We start from the raw sequence: 21,712 nt of genomic DNA on the forward strand, positions 1-21,712 counted from the left end.
TCGTGGAGTACAGCGGAGACCTGTTCGACGAGCCGACCGCCGAGCGGATCGCGGCGTCCTTCGTGCGGGTGCTGGAGGGCGTCGTCGCCGAACCGGCCCGCCCGGTGAGCAAGGTCGACGTACTGGACCCGGTCGCCCGCCACGAACTGCTGGTCACCCGCAACGCCACCGAGCACCAGGTGCCCGCCGCCTCGCTGCCCGCGCTGTTCCAGGCCAAGGTCGCGGAACGCCCGGACGCCCCCGCGCTGGTGTGCGGCGACGAGGAGCTGACCTACGCCGAGCTGAACGCGCGGGCCAACCGGCTCGCCCGGCTGCTGATCGGCCGTGGCATCGGTCCCGAGCACATCGTGGCTCTTGCCCTGCCCCGCTCGGTGGAGCTGATCGTCGGTCTGCTCGCCGTGCTCAAGTCCGGCGCGGGCTATCTGCCGGTCGACCCGGAGTACCCGGCCGAGCGGATCGCCTTCATGCTGGCCGACGCCGCTCCCCGACTGCTGCTGTCCACCACCGGGGTCGCCGGCCGGCTGCCCGCCGGGCCGACACTGGCACTGGACGACCCGGATGTACGGGCCGAACTGGCCGCGCCGGCGGACACCGACCCCGGCGACGACGAACGGACCGGGCCGCTGCTGCCGCAGCACCCCGCCTACCTGATCTACACCTCCGGCTCGACCGGCCGCCCCAAGGGCGTGGTGATGCCCGGCGGCGCGCTGGTCAACCTGATGTCCTGGCACGCCGCGGCCGTCCCCGCCGAACCGGACGCCCGGACCGCCCAGTTCACCGCGATCAGCTTCGACGTCTCGGCCCAGGAGATCCTCTCGGCCCTGCTCGACGGCAGGACACTGGTGGTGCCGGACGAGGAGACCCGGCGCGACCCGGCCAGGTTCGCGGCCTGGCTGCGGGAGCGGCGCATCACCGAGCTGTACGCGCCCACCATGATGCTGGACGCCCTCGGCGAGGCCGTCGCGGAGCACGGCACCGGCCTGCCGGACCTGCGGCACGTCGCGCAGGCCGGGGAGGCGCTGGTGCTGGGCGACCGGGTGCGCGAGCTGTGCGGCGTTTCCCCGGACCGCGTGCTGCACAACCACTACGGCCCGTCCGAGACGCACGTGGTCACCGCGCACACCCTGCCCGCGGACCGGTCGGCCTGGCCCCGGACCGGCGCGCCGATCGGGCGTCCGGTGTGGAACACCCAGGTGTACGTGCTGGACGCGGCCCTGCGGCCGGTGCCGGACGGCGTCGGCGGCGAACTGTACATCGCGGGTGCCCAGTTGGCCCGCGGCTACCACGACCGTCCGGGCCTGACCGCGGAGCGGTTCACGGCCGACCCGTTCGGGCCGCCCGGCGCCCGGATGTACCGCACCGGCGACCTGGTGCGCTGGAACCTCGACGGTGAGCTGGAGTACGCCGGCCGCGCGGACCACCAGGTGAAGATCCGCGGCTTCCGGATCGAGCCGGGCGAGATCGAGGCCGTGCTGCGCACCCACCCCGAGGTGGCGCAGGCCGCCGTGGTGGCCCGGGACGACGGGCGCGGCGGCCGCCGTCTGGTCGGCTACGTGGTGCCGGTGGCCGGCCCGATCGGGCGGGACGCTCTGCGCGCGCATGTCGCGGCCGCGCTGCCGGACCACATGGTGCCCGGGGCGTTCATGCTCATGGACGCGTTCCCGCTGACGCCCAGCGGCAAGCTGGACCGGGTCGCGCTGCCGGTGCCCGAGGCCGAGGCGCCCGAAGGGCGCGCCCCGCGCGGCCCGCGGGAGGAGATCCTCTGCGGCCTGTTCGCCGAGGTGCTCGGTGTCGGCTCGGTCGGCGTCGACGACGACTTCTTCGCCCTCGGCGGCCACTCGCTGCTGGCGACCAGACTGGTCAGCAGGATCCGCGGCACGCTGGGCGTGGAAGTGGCCGTACGGGACGTCTTCGAGTCCCCGACCGTGGCGGGCCTGGCCGGCAGGGCGGCCGGCGCGGCGGGCGCGCGCGCCGCGGTCCGCGCGATGCCCCGCACGGACCTGGTCCCGCTGTCGTTCGCGCAGCGCCGGCTGTGGTTCCTCAACCGTCTCGAGGGCCCGAGCTCCACGTACAACCTGCCGCTGGCCGCCCGGCTGACCGGCCCGCTCGACGTCGAGGCGCTGCGGGCCGCGATCGGTGACGTGGTGGCCCGGCACGAGAGCCTGCGCACCACGTTCCCCGAGACCGACGGCACCCCCCGCCAGTCCATCGCCCCGGTCGGGCAGGCCGCTCCGGCCTTCGTCGTCTCCGAGACCGACGAGGCCGGTCTGGACGCCGCCCTGGAGGAGGCCGCCTTCCGCGGATTCGACCTGGCCGGTGAACTGCCCTTGCGGGCACACCTGTTCCGGCTCGGCCCGGACCGCCATGTGCTGCTGATCGTGATGCACCACATCGCGGGCGACGGTCTGTCCATGGCGCCGATGGCGCGCGACCTGGCCGAGGCGTACGGCGCCCGGCTGGCGGGCCGCGCCCCCGGCTGGGCGCCGCTGCCGGTCCAGTACGCGGACTACACGCTGTGGCAGCGCGAGGTGCTGGGCAGCGAGACCGAGCCGGACAGCGGGATCGCCCGGCAACTGGAGTTCTGGCGGGACACTTTGACCGGGCTGCCGGACGAGCTGCGGCTGCCCGCCGACCGGCCGAGGCCCGCGGTGGCCGGCCACAAGGGCTCCACGGTGCCCTTCGCGGTCCCGGCCGAACTGCACGAGCGGATGGCGCGGTTGGCCCGGCGGACCAGGACCAGCCTGTTCATGGTCGGCCAGGCCGCGCTCACCGCGCTGCTGACCCGGCTGGGCGCGGGCACCGACATCCCGCTGGGCACCCCGGTCGCCGGCCGCGACGACGAGGCGCTGGACGAACTGGTCGGCTTCTTCGTCAACACCCTGGTGCTGCGCACCGACACCGGCGGCGACCCGAGCTTCGCCGCACTCCTCGACCGGGTCCGCGAGAACGACCTCGCCGCCTACGCCCACCAGGAGGTGCCGTTCGAACGGCTGGTGGAGGTGCTCAACCCCGAACGCTCCCTGGGCCGCCATCCGCTCTTCCAGGTGTGGCTGAACCTCCAGAACACCGCCGACGTCGAGATCGGCCTGCCCGGTCTGGAGATCGGCGCGCAGGGCGTCGGCATCGGCGCCGCCAAGTTCGACCTGGCCTTCAGCCTGCGCGAACGCTACGACGAGCAGGGCGGACCGCTGGGCATGACCGGCCTGGTCGAGTACAGCGACGACCTGTTCGACCCGGAGACCGTCTCGCGGATGGCCGACCGGCTGCTGCGCCTGCTGGACGCCGCCTGCGCCGATCCGGACCTGCCGATCAGCCGTCTGGAGGTGCTCTCCCCGGCGGAGCGGCAGCAGGTGCTGTACGACTTCAACGCGACCGCGCACGACGTGCCCCGCGGCACCATCGCGGAGCTGTTCGGCCGTCAGGCCGCCGCCACCCCGGACTCGGTGGCGATCAGCTTCGACGGCACGGAGCTGGGGTACGCGCGACTGGACGCCGAGGCCAACCGCCTCGCGCACCTGCTGGCCGGCAGGGGCGTCGGCCCCGAGGACGTGGTGGCCGTCGCGCTGCCGCGCACGCCGCGGTCGGTGGTCGCACTGCTGGCGGTGCTCAAGGCCGGTGCCGTCCACCTGCCGGTGGACCCGGCCTATCCGGCCGAGCGGATCGCCTTCATGCTCGCCGACGCCGGGCCGGCCGTGCTGCTGACCGAAGGACCGGCCGCCGCCGGGCTGCCCGGCTCCGACGTCCCGCGGGTGCTGCTCGACGACGCCGGTGTGCGCGCCGAACTGGCCGCGCTGCCGGACACCGCGCCGGACAGGGGCCGCACGGCCTCCCCCGCCAACGCCGCCTACATGATCTACACCTCCGGCTCCACCGGCACGCCCAAGGGCGTGGTGGTCCCGCACGAGGGCATCGGCGGCTTCGGTGCGATCCGCGAGCAGTTCGGCCTCGACGCGAGCAGCCGGATGCTCCGGTTCGCCTCCTCCAGCTTCGACGCCGCCATCTGGGAGGTGCTCGCGCCGCTGCTGGTCGGCGGCGTCCTGGTGATGGCCCCCGCCGAGGACCTGGCGGTCGGCGAGCCGCTGGCCGCGCTGCTGGCCCGGGAACGGGTCACGCACGCCAACATTCCGCCGGCCGCGCTCGCGGTGCTGCCACCGGGCGCGCTCCCGGACGGCATGAACGTGATCGTCGCGGGTGAGGCGTCCTCGCCCGACCTGATCGCCCGCTGGGCGGACGGCCGTCGGCTGCTCAACGCCTACGGCCCGACCGAGGCGACCGTGTGCGCCACCGTCAGCGCACCGCTCACCGCGGGCGTCAACCCGCCGATCGGCCGCCCGCTGTGGAACGTGCGGGTGCTGGTCCTCGACGAGGCGCTGCAACCGGTTCCGGTCGGCACGCCCGGCGAGGCGTATCTGGCCGGGGCCGGCCTGGCCCGCGGCTACGCGGGCCGGCCCGGACTGACCGCCGAGCGGTTCACGGCCGACCCGTACGGACCCGCCGGCTCACGGATGTACCGAACCGGCGACCTCGTCCGCCGGCTGCCGGACGGCGACCTGGAGTTCGTCGGCCGCGCCGACGACCAGGTCAAGATCCGCGGTTTCCGGATCGAGCCGGGCGAGATCGAGTCGCTGCTCGCCGCCCACCCCGACGTGGCGCAGGCCGCCGTACTCGCCCGGGAGGACGAGCCGGGCGAGCGGCGCCTGGTCGCCTATGTGGTCGCCGGGGAGGGCCGTACGACGCCCTCGGCGACGGCGCTGCGGGAGCATGTCGCCGCGCGGCTGCCCGAGTACATGGTGCCGTCGGCCTTCGTGGTGCTCCCGGCGCTGCCGTTGACCCCCAACGGGAAGATCGACCGCAGGGCGCTGCCCGCGCCGGAGTCCACCGGTCCGTCCGGTGGCCGTGCCCCGCGCAACGCGACCGAGGCCGGGCTGCGGCGGATCTTCGCCGAGGTGCTCGGCGACGAGGACGTCGACGTCGAGGCGAACTTCTTCGAACTCGGCGGGCACTCCTTGCAGGCGACCAAGCTGGTCAGCCGGATCCGCAGCGAGTTCGCCGCCGAACTGCCGCTGCGCGACTTCTTCGAGAACCCGACCGTGGCCGGACTGGCCGTGCTGGTCGGCGGGGCCGGGGAAGCCCGGCGGACCGTGGTGCCGCGGCAGCGGCCGGAGCACGTCCCGCTGTCGTTCGCACAGCGCCGGCTGTGGTTCCTCAACCGCCTGGAGGGACCCAGCCCGACGTACAACATCCCGCTGTCCATGCGGCTCACCGGCGCCCTCGACGTGGAGGCGTTGCAGGCCGCGATCGGTGACGTGGTGGCCCGGCACGAGAGCCTGCGCACCACGTTCCCCGAGACCGGCGGCACCCCCCGCCAGGAGATCCTGGACCCGGAGGCGGCGACACCCCGGCTGCGGATCGCCGACGTCGCACCGGACGAACTGGACGCCGCGGTCGCCGGGGCCGTCGGCCACGGCTTCGACCTGGCCGCCGAACTGCCGGTGCGGGTGCACCTGTTCACCGTGGGCCGGCGCGACCACGTGCTGGTGTTCCTGGTCCACCACATCTGCTGCGACGGCTGGTCGCTGGGCCCGCTGCTGCGCGACCTGTCCGACGCCTACCGGGCCCGGGCGGCCGGACGGACCCCGCAGTGGACGCCGCTCGCCGTACAGTACGCCGACTACGCCCTCTGGCAGCGCGACGTGCTCGGCAGCGAGGACGACCAGGACTCCCGGCTGGCGGCGGAGTTGGGCTACTGGCGCGAGCAGTTGGCCGGCATGCCGGAGGAACTGGCGCTGCCGACCGACCTGCCGCGCCCGGCCCGGCCCAGCCACCGAGGCGGACTGGTCCGGCTGCGGTTCGAGCCTCCGGCGCACCGTGCGCTGGTCGAGCTGGCGAAGACCGCGGGGGCCAGCCCCTTCATGGTGGTGCAGGCCGCGCTCGCGGCGCTGTTCGACCGGATCGGCGCGGGCAGCGACATCCCGCTGGGGACCACGGTCGCCGGACGCACCGACGACGCCCTGGACGAACTGGTCGGCTTCTTCGTCAACACCCTGGTACTGCGCACCGACACCAGCGGCGACCCGACCTTCCGGGCGCTGGTGGAGCGGGTGCGACAGACCGACGTCGCCGCCTTCGAGAACCAGAACGTGCCCTTCGAACGGCTCGTCGAGGTGTTCTCCCCCAGCCGCTCGATGTCCCGGCACCCGCTGCTCCAGGTGATGCTCAACCTGCTGAACACCCCGCCCGCCGAGCTGAGCCTCGGCGACGACCTGACCATCGCCCAGCAGCCCCACGGCCTGCGAGTGGCCAAGTTCGACCTGGCGTTCAACCTGGCCGAGACGGTGGACGCGGACGGGCGCCCGGACGGCATCGTCGGTGTGGTCGAGTACAGCACCGACCTGTTCACCGAGGGCACCGTCCAGTCGCTGGCGGACCGGCTGGTCGCGCTCCTTGAGCGGCTGCTGGCCGAGCCGGACCGGCCGATCGGGGAGCACGACCTGCTGACCGCCGGCGAGCGGGAGCTGCTGCTCGGCGCCTGGCGCGGCACCGAGCCGGGGGTGCCGGCCGGCACCCTGGCCGAGTTGTTCGAGGCGCAGGCGGCACGCACCCCGCGGGCGACCGCCCTGTGGTGCGAGGGCGAAGCGACCAGCTACGCCGAGCTGAACGAGCGGGCCAACCGGCTGGCCCATGAACTGATCGCCCGCGGGGTCGCCCCGGGCCGGATCGTCGCGGTCGCCGTCCCGCGCTCCCCCCAGCAGGTCACCGCGTTCCTGGCCGTGGCCAAGGCGGGCGCCGTCCACCTGCCGGTCGATCCGGAGTACCCGGCCGAGCGCGTGGCCTTCATGCTCGCGGACGCCGCACCGGCCGCCCTGCTGGCCACCGAGGCCTCACGCGGCCTGCTGCCCTCCGCACCGGCCGTGCCGACCTGGGTCCTGGACGAACCGGGATGCGCCGCCTCGGTGGCCGCGCGTCCGGCGACCGACCCGCCAGGGGCGAGGACCGTGAACAGCCCCGCCTACGTCGTCTACACCTCCGGGTCGACCGGCCGGCCCAAGGGCGTGCTCGTCGGGCACACCGGTCTGGCGTCGTTCGTGCACAGCCACGCCGAACGGCTGGGCCTGGACAGCGACAGCCGGGTGCTCCAGGTGGTGTCGACCAACTTCGACGTGTCGGTCGGCGACCTGGCGATGACCCTGCTGTCCGGGGCCACGCTCGCCCTGCCGGGCCCGGGCCGCGAACTGGTCGGTGAGGGCCTCGCCGACGCCATCGAGGCCGCCGGTGCCACCCATGTGATGCTGCCGGCCCCGGTCCTCGGCACCCTCCCGGAGCGGGACCTGCCCAGCCTGCGCTGCGTCGTCTCCGGCGGCGAGGCGCTCTCACCGGGCCTGCTGGCCCGCTGGTCGGCCGGACGCACCGTCGTCAACGCCTACGGGCCGACCGAGACCACCATCGCCGCCACGCTCAGCGGCCCGCTGTCCGGCGACACGACGCCGCCGATCGGCCGCCCGGTCGCAGGCACCCGTGTGGCGGTGCTCGACGAGCGGCTGCGACCGGTACCGGTGGGCGTCGCGGGCGAGCTCTGCGTCTCCGGTCCCGGAGTGGCGCTGGGCTACCTGGGCCGCTCGGCACTGACCGCGGAGAGATTCGTGGCCGACCCGTTCGGGCCGCCCGGCACCCGGATGTACCGGACCGGCGACCTCGTGCGCTGGAACCGCGACGGTGAGCTGGAGTTCGTCGGACGCTCCGACCAGCAGGTCAAGATCCGCGGCTTCCGGGTCGAACCCGGCGAGATCGAGACCGCCCTGCTCGCCCGGCCCGGACTCGCCCAGGCCGCGGTGGTCGTACGCGAGGACCGGCCCGGCCTCAGACAGCTCGTGGCCTACGTCGTCCCGGAAGCGGGTGCCGAACCGCCGGAGCAGGCCGTGCTGCGCAAGGACGTCGCGGCCGCGCTGCCGGACCACATGGTCCCCGCCGCCTTCGTCGTGCTGGACGCGCTGCCGCTCACCGTGAACGGCAAGCTGGACCGCGCCGCGCTGCCGGCTCCCGAGTTCGGCACCGACGAGCCCGGCCGCGGTCCGGCCACCGAGCGGGAGGCCGCCCTGTGCCGGATCTTCGCCGAACTGCTCGGCCGGGAGACGGTCGGGGCCGACGACGGCTTCTTCGACCTCGGCGGCGACAGCATCGTCTCCATCCAACTGGTCAGCCGGGCCCGGGCGGCTGGGATCGAACTCACGGTGGCGGACGTGTTCGAGCACCGCACCCCCGCGGCGCTCGCCGGGATCGCCGAGGCCGCGACCGAGTCCTTCACCGAGGACGCGGACGCGGGCATCGGAGAGCTGCCGCTGACCCCGATCATGCACTGGTGGCGGGAGCACGGAGGCCCGGTCGACGGCTTCCACCAGGCGATGACGGTCCGGACGCCCGCCGCGCTCGACCTCGCCGGACTGACCGCCGCCGTACAGGCCGTGCTCGACCGGCACGACGCGCTGCGGCTGCGGCTGACCAGGGCCGGCGAGGAGGACTGGCGGATCGAGGTACGCCCCCGTGGCGAGGTGCGCGCCGAACAGCTGGTGCACCGGGTGGACTTCGCGGACGTCGCCGTCTCCGGGGACGCCGAGGCGCAGCGCGCCGTGCTCGTGGAGCACGGCCGGGCGGCCGCGCGGCGGCTGACCCCGGAGTCCGGCTCGCTGGTGCGGGCGGTCTGGTTCGACGCCGGTCCAGGCCGGCCCGGCCTGCTGCTGCTGGCCGTGCACCACCTGGTGGTGGACGGCGTGTCCTGGCGGATCCTGCTGCCGGACCTGGCCACCGCCTGGTCCCAGGTGGCGGCCGGTGAGGAACCGCGCCTCGAAGTGGTGCCCACCTCGCTGCGCACCTGGGCCGGACGGCTGGCGGAGGAGGCCGGGAGCGGGCGCCGGATCGAGGAACTGCCGCTGTGGCGCGCCGCCCTGAGCGGCCCCGACCCGCAACTGGGTGCCCGGCCGCTGGACCGGGAGCGGGACGTGTTCGGCACGGCGCGGAGCGTGCGCCTCACGCTGCCCGCGGACGTGACCGAGCCGCTGCTGACGAGCGTGCCGGCCGCCTTCGACGCCGGGATCAAGGACGTACTCCTGGCCGCCTACACGGTGGCCGTCGCCTCCTGGCGGGCCCGGCGCCGGCCGACCCGGGGCAACGCGGTGCTGGTCGAGATGGAGGGCCACGGCCGCGAGCCGGTGGTCAGAGGCGCCGATCTGGGCCGGACCGTCGGCTGGTTCACCAGTTCCTTCCCGGTGCGCCTCAACCCCGGGCAGGTGGACTGGAACGACTTCTGGGGCGGCGGCGAGGCGGTGGACACCGTGCTCGCCAAGGTGCGCGCCCAGCTCGGCGAACTGCCGGACGGCGGCATCGGCTACGGCCTGCTGCGCTACCTCAACGAGCGCACGGGGCCGCAACTGGCCGCCCTGCGGACGCCGCAGCTCGGGTTCAACTATCTGGGCCGGTTCGCCGCCGGCGGTGGTGACGCCCCGGCCCGGGACTGGAGCCCGCCACCCGGCATGGCCGGGCTGACCGGCGGCGGCGACGCCGCCATGCCCATGGCGCACAGCCTGGACGTCAACGCGCAGACCGAGGACCGTCCGGACGGCCCGCGGCTGGTCGCCGCATGGGCGTGGCCCGACGGGATGTTCGACGAGGCGGACGTACGGGACCTGGCCGAGTCCTGGTTCCGGGCGCTGACGTCCATGGCCGACCGCGCCCGCGCCCTCACGGCGGCACCCGCCCGGTCGGGCACGCCCACCTTGGTCCGGGTGGACCAGCAGGAACTGGACGAGTTCGAGAACGAACTGGACGACGAGGGGTTGTCATGGTGAACCAGTCGCGCATCGAGGATCTCCTGCCCTTGTCGCCCTTGCAGGAAGGGCTGCTGTTCCACTCCCAGTACGCGCAGGACGACGAGACGGCTCTCGACGTCTACACGGTGCAGATCGCGGTGGACCTGGACGGGACACCGGACACCGACCGGCTCCGTGACGCGGCCGCCTGGCTGCTGCGCCGGCACGCCAACCTCCGGGTCGGCTTCCGCCGCCGCAAGAACGGTGATCCGGTGCAGGTGGTGTACCGCAGCGTCGAGCTGCCCTGGTCCGAGGTCGACCTCACCGACGGTCCGGCCGACCGGCTGGATGACCGGCTCGCCGAGCTGATGGCCGCCGACCGGGTGCGCGGATTCGACCTGAGACGTGCGCCGCTGCTGCGCTTCACCCTGATCCGGCTGGGCGAGGACCGCTGCCGGTTCCTGATGACCAACCACCACATCCTGCTCGACGGCTGGTCCGGCCCGCTGCTGATGCGCGAGCTGTTCGCGCTCTACTCCGGCGGCGAGCTGCCGCCGGTGACGCCCTACCGCGACTACCTGTCCTGGCTGGGACGGCAGGACCGGCGGGCCGCCCTCGCCGCCTGGCGCGACGCGCTGGGCGACGTCCGCGAACCCACCCTGGTCGCGCCGGACGCCGACCGCGGCGCGGTGGTGCCGCAGGACCTGCTGGTCACGCTGCCGGAGAAGCTGAGCAGCGGGCTGGCCGAGACGGCCAGGCGCTGCGGCGTCACGCTGAACACCGTGGTGCAGGCGGCCTGGGGCGTTCTGCTGGGCCGGCTGACCGGACGCGACGACGTCGTGTTCGGCGGCACCGTCTCGGGCCGGCCCTCGGCGGTCCCCGGTGTGGAGAACATGGTCGGCTCGTTCATCAACACCCTGCCGGTACGGGTCTCCGCACGGCCGGCCGAGTCCTGGGCGCGGCTGCTGGAACGGCAGCAGCGCCGACAGGTCGACCTGCTCGACCACCACCACCTCACGCTCGCCGACGCCCAGGCGCAGTCCGGGGTGACCGGCGAACTGTTCGACACCCTGGTCGTGTTCGAGAACTATCCGGTGGAGGCCGACGGGCTCGGTGAACTCGCCGAGGGCCTGCGGATCACCGGCGCGGTCGGCCAGGACGCGACCCACTACCCGCTGAGCCTGTTCCCGGCGCCCGGCCGGCGCATGCGGATCCGGCTCGGCTACCGACCGGACCTGTTCGACCGGGAGCGCGCGCAGGGCATCCTGGACGCGCTGGTCGGCATCCTGACCCTGATCCACGCCGACCCCGAGGCACCCGTCGGCCGGGTCCAGGCCCTGTCCCCGGCCGAGCGCCACCGGCTGCTGACGGAGTGGAACGACACCGCGCAGCCCGTGGCCGCCGAGTCCCTGGTCGACGCCTTCCAGCGGAACGCGGCACTCACCCCGGACGCCGTCGCCGTGATCGACGCGGACGGCGAGGTGTCCTACCGGGAGCTCGACGAGCGCGCCAACCGCCTCGCCCGCCATCTCGCGGGCGCGGGCGTCGGACCGGAGTCGTGGGTCGCCGTGGCCCTGCCGCGCGGGAGGGCGCTCCTGACGGCGCTGCTCGCCGTCCTCAAGGCGGGCGGCGCCTACGTCCCATTGGACCCGGAGTACCCGGCCGACCGGATCGGCTACATCCTCGACGACGCACGCCCCTGCGCGCTGCTGACCGACTCCTCGGTGACCGGCCTGCCCGAGGCTCCCGGGGTGCGGCGCGTCGTGCTGGACGGAACCGCCGCCGAAGCCCTGGCCCAACTGCCCGGCACGCCTCTGACCGATGCCGACCTGGCCTCGCCGGTCCATCCGGCCAACCCGGCCTACGCGATCTACACCTCCGGCTCCACCGGCCGTCCCAAGGGCGTCGTGGTCTCCCGCGCCAACATCGCCAACCTGGTCGCCGACATGCGCGGCCGCACGGGGATCAAGGCCGCCGACCGGCTGGTCGCGGTGACCACCGTCGCGTTCGACATCGCCGCGCTGGAGCTGTTCGTGCCGCTGAGCGCGGGCGCCACCGTGGTCATGGCCTCCCGCGACCAGGTGCTGGACCCGCCGGCACTCGGCCGGCTGATCACCGGCACCGGCGCCACGGTCATGCAGGCGACCCCCACACTGTGGCAGGCCCTGGTCTCGGAGCGGCCGAAGGCCGTGACCGGACTGCGGGTCCTGGTCGGCGGCGAACCGGTACCGGCGGCCCTCGCCACCCGGCTGTGCGAGATGGCCGCCGAGGTCACCAACGTCTACGGCCCGACCGAGACCACGGTCTGGTCCACCTCGGCCCGGCTGGGCGGCCGGCCGGGCCTTCCGGCGATCGGCCGGCCCATCGCCAACACCCGGGTCTACGTGCTGGATTCCGCGCTCTCCCCCACCCCGGTCGGTGTCGCGGGCGACCTGTACCTGGCGGGCGACGGCGTGGCCCGCGGTTACGCGGGCCGGGCCGGCCTGACCGCCGAGCGATTCGCGGCCGACCCGTTCGGCGCGCCGGGCTCCCGCATGTACCGCACCGGCGACGTGGCGCGCTGGGCGGACGACGGCCAGCTGGAGTTCGTCGGCCGGGTGGACGACCAGGTGAAGATCCGCGGCTTCCGGGTCGAACCCGGCGAGATCGAGGCGGTGCTGACCGAGCACGAGAACGTCTCCCAGGCCACCGTGGTCGCCCGGCCCGACGAGTCGGGCGAGAACCGCCTCGTCGCCTACCTGGTGCCGGTCTCCGGCCGGACGGTTCCGGCCGGAGACGCGCTGCGCTCCCACGCGGCCGCCCGGCTTCCCGACTACATGCTGCCTGCCGCCTTCGTCCCGCTGGACGCACTCCCGCTGACCCCCAACGGCAAGGTGGACCGCAAGGCGCTGCCTGCCCCCGACTTCGCCGCGCTGGTCACCCGCCAGGGCCCGCGCACCCCTCAGGAGGAGATCCTGTGCGGGCTGTTCGCGGAGATGCTCAACCTGACCTCGGTCGGCGTCCACGACAACTTCTTCGAACTGGGTGGCCACTCGCTGCACGCGACCCGTGTGGTCAGCCGGATCAGATCCGTCTTCGATGTCGAACTGCCGCTGCGGGAGCTGTGGGAGGCACCCACCGTCGCGGAACTGGTCGGCCGCATCGGCGGCGCGGCCGGCGCCCGGGCCACCCTGCGGCCGTGGGAACGGCCGGTGGAGATCCCCCTGTCCTACGCGCAGCGCCGGCTGTGGTTCATGAACCGCTTCGAGCGGACCAGCACCGCCCACAACATCGTCCTCGCGGTGCAGATCAGCGGGCCGCTGGACGTCGACGCGCTGCGCGCCGCCGTACGGGACGTGGTCGCCCGGCACGAGAGCCTGCGCACCGTCTTCCCGGACCGGGACGGCGAGCCGCGTCAGGAGATCCTCTCCCCGGACCACGGCTGCGAGCCGGTTCTGGTCCGCACCACCGCGGCAGACCTGGACACCGCCATCGCGGCGGCGTCCGCGCAGAGCTTCGACCTGGCCGTCGAGACCCCGCTGCGGGTCACCCTGTTCGAGACCGGCCCGGAGTCGCACGTCCTGCTGACCGTGCTGCACCACATCGCCGGCGACGGCTGGTCCCTCGACCCGTTCTCCGCCGACCTGGCCCGCGCCTACACCTCACGGGCCGCCGGCGGGGCGCCCGACTGGCAGCCGCTGCCGGTGCAGTACGCCGACTACACCATGTGGAACTACGAAATCCTGGGCTCCGAGGACGACCAGGACAGCCTGATCCACCAGCAACTCGCCTTCTGGAAGGAGACATTGGCCGGGCTGCCGGACGAGCTGCGCCTGCCCACCGACCGGCCGCGGCCGGCCGAGGCCGACTACCGGGCCGACTCCGTGCTGGTGCACCTCCCGGCCGAGCTGCACCGCGAACTGGCCGCGCTGGCCCGGCAGACCGGCACCACGCTGTTCATGGTGCTCCAGGCGGGCCTGGCCTCGCTGCTGTCGGTGCTGGGCTCGACGTCCGACGTGGTGCTGGGCAGCCCGATCGCCGGCCGTACGGACGACGCGCTGGAGCGGGTCGTCGGCTTCTTCATCAACACGCTGGTGCTGCGCACCGACCTGTCCGGCGACCCGACCTTCACGGAGCTGCTGGGCCGGGTGCGTGAGGCGGATCTCGCGGCCTACGCCCACCAGGACGTGCCGTTCGAGCGGCTGGTCGAGGTGCTCAACCCGGAGCGCTCGCTGGCCCGCCACCCGCTCTTCCAGGTCTCGCTGGCACTGCAGAACACGCCGGAGAGCAGCATGGGCCTCACCGGCCTGGACTGCACCGTACGTCAAGTTCCGGTCAAATCAACCCAGTTCGATCTCTCCCTCAGCTTCAACGAGAGCATCGACCGCGAGGGCGAACTCCAGGGCATCAGCGGCCTCGTGGAGTTCCGCCTCGACCTCTTCGACCGCTCGACCGTCGAGGAGCTGGGTGAGCGGCTGGTGCGCTTCCTGGAAGCCGTGGTCGCCGAACCGGAACTTCCGGTGCGGGCCGTCGACGTGCTCTCGGCGCCCGAGCGGCGGCGGGTGCTGGTGGAGTGGAACGACACGGCGCGTGGTGACGTGGTGCCGGTGACGTTCCCGGAGCTGTTCGGCGCGTCCGTGGAACGGGACCCGGACTCGGTCGCGGTGGTGTGCGGCGAAGAGGCGCTGTCGTACCGGGAGACGGACGAACGGGCCAACCGGCTCGCCCGGATCCTGATCGACGCCGGTGTGGGCCCCGAGCGCCTGGTCGCACTCGTCCTGCCCCGCTCGGTCGAGATGACCGTGTCCCAACTCGCGGTACTCAAGGCCGGCGGCGCCTACCTGCCCATCGACCCCGACTACCCCGCCGAGCGCATCGAGTACATCCTCGGCGACGCGTCCCCCGCACTGATCCTCTCCACCGAACAAACCGCCAAGCGGCTCGCGGACGTGGGCGGCGGACCACGCTGGCTGACCATCGACACCACCCCTGAGCAGACCGACGGCTCTCCGATCAGCGACCAGGACCGAACCGCCCCCCTGCGACCGGACCACCCCGCCTACGTCATCTACACCTCCGGATCCACCGGACGACCCAAGGGCGTAGTGGTCTCCCACCGAGGACTGGCCGCCTTCGCCACCTCCTGCGTCGAACGATTCACCGTCGACGCACGGTCGCGGGTCCTGCTGTTCTCCTCACCCAGCTTCGACGCCTCGGTACTGGAACTGTGCACGGCCATCACCGCCGGTGCAGCCCTCGTCGTCCCGCCCCCCGGCCCCCTCGTCGGCGAAACCCTGGCCGAGGTGCTACAGACGCACCAGGTCACCCACGCCCTCATCCCCCCAGCCGCACTCGCCAGCCTCCCCACCCAAGCAGCCACCGAACTCACCCACTTCCACAACCTGATCGTCGGCGGCGACGCCTGCCCACCCGAACTCGTCACCCAATGGGCACCCGGCCGCCGCATGATCAACGCCTACGGCCCCACCGAAGCCACCGTGGCTGTCTCGATGAGCGCGCCTCTGATCCCCGGCGGGGCCGTACCCATCGGCACCCCGGTCATCAACACCCGCTCCTTCGTCCTCGACGCCTGGCTCCGCCCCGTCCCCGTCGGCGTCGTCGGCGAGCTCTACGTCACCGGCGACGGACTCGCCCGCGGCTACCTCAACCGCCCCGCAATGAGCGCCGAGCGGTTCGTCGCCGCCCCCTTCGGCCGGCCCGGATCGCGGATGTACCGCACCGGCGACGTCGCCCGGTGGGCCTCGGACGGCACCCTGGAGTTCGTCGGACGCGCCGACGAACAGGTCAAGATCCGCGGATTCCGCATCGAACTCGGCGAGATCGAGACCGTACTCACGGAAGACCCCGCCGTAACCCAGGCGGTGGTGAACGCGAGGGAGGACGAAGAGGGCCGCAAGCAGCTCGTCGCCTACCTCGTGCCCGCCGCCGGCTCCGAGATCGACACCGCACGACTGCGGGAACTCGTGAGCGCCACCCTGCCCGATCACATGATGCCCGCCGCGTTCGTCGTGCTCGACGCACTTCCGCTCACCCCGCACGGCAAGCTGGACCGCAAGGCTCTGCCCGCCCCCGAGTTCACCTCCTCACAGGGCAGCCGGGAGCCGCGCGACGAGACCGAGAGGATCCTGTGCGGGCTGTTCGCCGAGGTGCTCGGCCTGTCCGAGGCCGGGATCGACGACAGCTTCTTCGACCTCGGCGGCGACAGCATCGTCTCCATCAAGCTGGTCAGCCGGGCGCGCGCGGCCGGCGTCGAGTTCACCGCGCGGGACGTGTTCGAGCACAAGACCGTCGCCCGTCTCGCGGCTGCCGCCGGCGGCGTCGCAACGTCCTCCGGCAGCCGCGGGGACACCGACGGCGTCGGCTCCGTGCCGCTGCTCCCGATCATCCACTGGATGCGGGAGCGCGGCGGCCCGATCCGGCGCTTCAACCAGACCATGATGGTGGTCGTCCCGGCCGAACTCGGCCTGAAGCGCCTGGAAACCGCCCTCCAGACGGTGCTCGACCACCATGACGCGCTGCGGATGCGGCTGCGTCGCACCGGCGGGCTGATCTGGAACCTGGACATACCGCCCCGCGGGGAACTGCGCGCCGCCGACTGCGTCCACCAGGTGGACATCGCCGGTCTGGGCCGCGAGGAGACCAACGCCCGTATCGGTGAGCACGTCCAGGCGGCCTGGGACCGGCTCGACCCGGAGACCGGCGCGATGGTGCAGGCGGTGTGGTTCGACGCGGGGCCCTCCGCTCCCGGCCGGCTGCTGCTGGTCGTGCACCACCTGGTGGTGGACGGTGTCTCCTGGCGGATCCTGCTGCCCGACCTGGCCCAGGCCTGGGCCGAGGTGGCGGCCGGCCGGACACCGGAACTGGCGCCGGTGGGCACCTCGCTGCGCACCTGGGCCCAGCGGCTGACCGAAGCCGCGCAGGACGCCGAGCGGGTCGGGGAGCTGGAGACCTGGCTGGACGTGCTCGGCGAGTCCGACCCGTTGCTGACCCCCCAACCGCTCGACCCGCGACGGGACATCACCGCGACCGCGCGCACGATGTCGCTGGTCCTGCCCACCGACCTGACCGCGGCGCTGCTCACCACCGTGCCGGCCGCGTTCCACGCCCGGGTCAACGACGTCCTCCTCACCGCGTTCGGCGCGGCGGTGGCGCGGTGGCGGCGGACCCACGGTCGCGGCGACCACACAGGCGTGCTGATCGACCTCGAGGGCCACGGCCGCGAGGAGATCGTCGACGGCGTCGACCTGCACCGCACCGTCGGCTGGCTGACCAGCCTCTTCCCGGTCCGGGTCGACCCGGGCCCGCTGGACTGGAGCGAGTTCTGCGCCGGGGGCCCCTCGGCCGGGCGGGCCCTGAAGGAGGTCAAGGAGCAGCTGCGCAGGCTGCCGGAGAACGGCATCGGGTACGGCCTGCTGCGCTACCTCAACCCGCAGACCAGCATGATGCTGGCGGGCCTGCCCAAGCCGCAGATCGGTTTCAACTACCTGGGCCGGTTCGCCATCGCGGAGGAGACGACGCAGGCCACGCCGGAGGAATGGAGCCCGGCCCCGGAGTCCGGCGGACTCGGCGGTGGCGGCGACACCGACGTACCGCTGAGCCACAGCATCGACCTGAACGCGCAGACCCAGGACCGCGCCGACGGCCCCCGGCTGATCGCCGTCTGGTCCTGGGCGGACGCCCTGTTCACCGAGGAGGAGGTGCGCGAGCTCGCCGAGACCTGGTTCGAGGCGCTCGGCGCTCTGGTCGCCCATGTGGCGCGCCCCTCGGCCGGTGGCCACAGCCCCTCCGACCTCCCACTGGTTCCGCTGACCCAGGCCCAGATCGACATGGTGGAGGCAGCCGACCCGGAAGAGCTCGAAGACGTCCTGCCCCTCACTCCGTTGCAGGAGGGCCTGCTCTTCCACGCCCAGTTCGACGAGAACTCCCCCGACGTCTACAACATCCAGATCGCCGTGGACGTCGAGGGCGGTCTGGACGCCGCCGGGCTCCGGGCGGCCGCGGCCGGGTTGCTGCACCGGCATGCCAACCTGCGGGCCGCGTTCCGGCAGCAGGGCCTGGACCGTCCCGTGCAGGTGGTACGGCGCGGGGTGGAGCTGCCGTGGCGGGAGGTGGACCTCAGCGGACTGGCACCCGAGGAGCGGGACGCCGAGCTGGCCGCGTTCATGGCCGCTGACCGGGTGGACCGGTTCGAGGTGGAACGGCCGCCGCTGTTCCGGTTCACCCTCGTCCAACTGGGCGAGAACCGCTGCCGGTTCGTCCTCACCACGCACCACATCCTGCTGGACGGCTGGTCCGCGCCGCTGGTGATGCGCGATCTGTTCGTGCTGTACGCGGGCGGTGACCTGCCCGCGCCCACTCCCTACCGGGAGTACCTGTCCTGGCTCGGCCGGCAGGACCGCGCGAGCGCGCTCGCCACGTGGCAGCGGGTGCTCGAAGGCGTCAGCGAACCGACGCTGATCGCGCCGGGGGACTCCGGCCGCCGGGCGACCGTGCCGGACGAGCTGCTGTTCCGCGTGCCCGAGGAGCTGACCACCGCGCTGAACGCGGCGGCCCGGCGCTGCGGCGTCACCCTCAACACCGTGGTCCAGGCGGCCTGGGGTGTCCTGCTGGGACGGCTGACCGGACGCGACGACGTCGTCTTCGGCGGCACGGTCTCCGGCCGTCCGCCGGAGATCACGGGTGTCGAGAGCATGGTCGGCCTGTTCATCAACACCCTGCCGGTACGCGTCCGGGTGCGGCCCGGCGAGTCGTGGGCGGAACTGCTGGGCCATCTTCAGAGCCGGCAGACCGAGCTGATGGGCCACCAGTACCTCGGCCTGCCGGACATCCTGCGTGCCCAGGGTGTCGACCAGCTCTTCGACACCCTCACCGTCACCGAGAACTACCCGATGGACACCGGCACGCTCGGCAAGCCCACCGAGGGCCAGCGGATCACCGGCCTGGAGGCGCGGGACGCGAACCACTACCCGATCTCGCTGATCGCCGTTCCGACCAGGGAACTGCTGCTGAAGTTCGAGTACCGGAGCGAGCTGTTCGAGCGCGCCGAGATGGTGCGCTGGATGGACTGGCTGGTCGGGTTGATCGGTCAGTTCGCGGCCGACCCGGACCGGGCCGTCGGCGCCGCGGAGCTGCTGTCCCCCGAGGAACGGCATCGGGTGCTGGTGGAGTGGAACGACACGACGCGCGGCGACGTGCTGCCGGTGACGTTCCCGGAGCTGTTCGGCGCGTCCGTGGAACGGGCCCCGGACGCGGTGGCGGTGGTGTGCGGCGGGGAGTCGCTGTCGTACCGGGAGACGGACGAACGCGCCAACCGGCTCGCCCGCGTCCTGATCGACGCCGGGGTCGGCCCCGAGCACCTGGTGGCACTCCTCCTGCCCCGCTCGGTCGACATGGTCGTGGCCCAACTCGCCGTCCTCAAAGCAGGCGGCGCCTACCTGCCCATCGACCCCGACTACCCGGTGGACCGCATCGAGTACATCCTCAACGACGCGACACCCGCACTGGTCCTCTCCACGAGGGACACCGGTGAGCGACTGGCCGGTGCGGGCGGCGGATCACTCTGGCTGACCATCGACTCCGCCCCGGGCGCGGACGGCGCGGACGGCTCCCCGATCAGCGACCAGGACCGGACAGCCCCCCTGCGACCGGACCACCCCGCCTACGTCATCTACACCTCCGGATCCACCGGACGCCCCAAGGGCGTCATAATCTCCCACCGAGGCCTCGCCGCCTTCGCCACCTCCTGCGTCGAACGCTTCACCGTCGACGCACGGTCGCGGGTCCTGCTGTTCTCCTCACCCAGCTTCGACGCCTCCGTACTCGAACTGTGCATGGCCGTCACCGCCGGAGCCGCCCTCGTCGTCCCGCCCCCCGGCCCCCTCGTCGGCGAAACCCTCGCCGACGCACTGCGCGACCACCGGATCACCCACGCCCTCATCCCCCCAGCCGCACTCGCCAGTCTCCCCACCGAAGCAGCCACCCAACTCACCCACTTCCAGAACCTCATCGTCGGCGGCGACGCCTGCCCACCCGAACTCGTCACCCGCTGGGCACCCCACCGCCGCATGACCAACGCCTACGGCCCCACCGAAGCCACCGTCGCCGCCACCATCAGCACCCCCCTCACCGCCGGCGACCCAGTGCCCATCGGAACCCCCGTCATCAACACCCGCGCCTACGTCCTCGACTCCTGGCTCCGCCCCGTCCCCGCCGGCGTCGCCGGCGAGCTCTACGTCACCGGCGACGGACTCGCCCGCGGCTACCTCAACCGCCCCGCACTCACCACCGAACGCTTCCCCGCCAACCCCTACGGCCCACCCGGAACGCGGATGTACCGCACCGGCGACATCGCCCGCTGGACCCCCCACGGCACCCTGGAGTTCGTCGGACGCGCCGACGAACAAGTCAAGATCCGCGGCTTCCGCATCGAACTCGGCGAGATCGAGACCGTACTCGGCCGGCACGAGACCGTGGGCCAGGCGGTCGTCGTCGTCCGAGAGAACGAGGAGGGCGCGAAGAGCCTGCTCGCCTACGTGGTACCGGCGGACGGTGCGACCGTCGAGGTGCCCCGGCTGCGTGACGCGCTTGCCGCGCGGCTGCCCGACCACATGATGCCCGCCGCGTTCGTCGTGCTCGACGCACTGCCGCTCACCCCACACGGCAAGCTCGACCGCAAGGCCCTGCCCGCACCCGACTTCAGCCCCACGGACTGGACGGGGCCGCGCACGCCGCAGGAGGAGATCCTGTGCGGCCTGTTCGCCGAGGTGCTCGGGCTGGAGACGGTCGGCGTGCACGACAGCTTCTTCGAGGTCGGCGGCGACAGCATCATGTCGATGCGGCTGGTCACCAAGGTCCGCGCCACGTTCGGAGTACGGCTGAGCATCCGCACCATCTTCGAGGCGCCCACCGTCGCGGAGCTGGCCGGCCGGCTCGCGGGTGACACCGAAGGGGACACCCTCGACGTGCTGCTGCCGCTGCGGACCACGGGCGACAGGGCACCCCTGTTCTGCGTGCACCCGGCGGGTGGCCTGAGCTGGGTCTACTCGGGCCTGATGAAGCACATCGGTGCGGACCGCCCGCTCTACGGCATCCAGGCCAGGGGGCTCGCCGATCCGTCGGCGACCCTGCCGCGCAGCATCGAGGAGATGGCGGCGGACTATGTCGCCCAGGTACGCGGCGTCCAGCCGAACGGCCCCTACCACCTGCTCGGCTGGTCGCTGGGCAGTCTGGTGGTCCACGCCATGGCCACCCAACTGCGGGCCGCGGGCGAGGAGGTCGGACTGCTCGCCAATCTCGACCAGTACCCCATCGACCGGGGTGAGCCGGAGCCGGAGCGCCTGCCCGACCAGCAGGACGCACTGCGGATCATGCTGGACTTCGTCGGCCACGACATGGACAGCCTGGGCGACGACCCGCTCGAGTACGCAATGGTGGCCGAAGTGCTGAGGCAGCGTCAGAGCGTGTTCGCCAACCTCGACGAGTCCGCGATCGCCGCACTGGCCAATGTCTTCGCGAACAGCCGCACCCTGATCGGCGGTTTCGAGCCGCAGCCGCTCGACAGCGACGTGCTGGTCCTCGTCGCCGAGCCGGACGAGACGGTGTCCGCCGCGGAACTCGCGGAACGGGCCGAACGCTGGCGGCCGTTCGTCACTGGAAAAATTGAATACAGGGTAGTGCGTTGTACCCACGCGCATATGATGCAGGCGGAACCGGCCGCGGAAATCGGCCGCGTACTCGCCGAAAAGCTCGGGGAAAGCAAGTAGCCGGAGTCCGTATCGACCGAACGGTTCAGGCCCGGGGAAAAGGGAAACCCTTTTCCCCGGGCCTGAACCGGATGTCCCCTCGGTCGAGCACACCGCCGCAATCCCTCACACCGCCGCAATCCCCTTTCGCAGCCCACGACGAATGGTGGA

At 73.0% G+C, this 21,712-nt stretch carries 2 protein-coding genes (1 of these 2 only partly in view); both read left to right on the top strand.

What is annotated here, in order from left to right; all coding sequences use genetic code 11:
• Positions 1–9,839: the 3' portion of an amino acid adenylation domain-containing protein gene (locus ACIQMV_RS16005; RefSeq protein ID WP_402593230.1), read on the top strand. It extends 4,336 nt beyond the left edge of the window; only the last 9,839 of its 14,175 coding nucleotides appear in the window; its start codon lies off the left edge, out of view; its stop codon occupies positions 9,837–9,839.
• Complete coding sequence (locus tag ACIQMV_RS16010) at positions 9,833–21,562, top strand: amino acid adenylation domain-containing protein (RefSeq protein ID WP_402593232.1); 11,730 nt, start codon at positions 9,833–9,835, stop codon at positions 21,560–21,562. Before ACIQMV_RS16005 ends, ACIQMV_RS16010 begins: the two co-directional genes overlap by 7 nt.
• Positions 21,563–21,712: the final 150 nt, after the last annotated feature.

The sequence above is a fragment of the Streptomyces sp. NPDC091412 genome (genome assembly GCF_044756885.1).
Classification (GTDB): Bacteria; Actinomycetota; Actinomycetes; order Streptomycetales; family Streptomycetaceae; genus Streptomyces.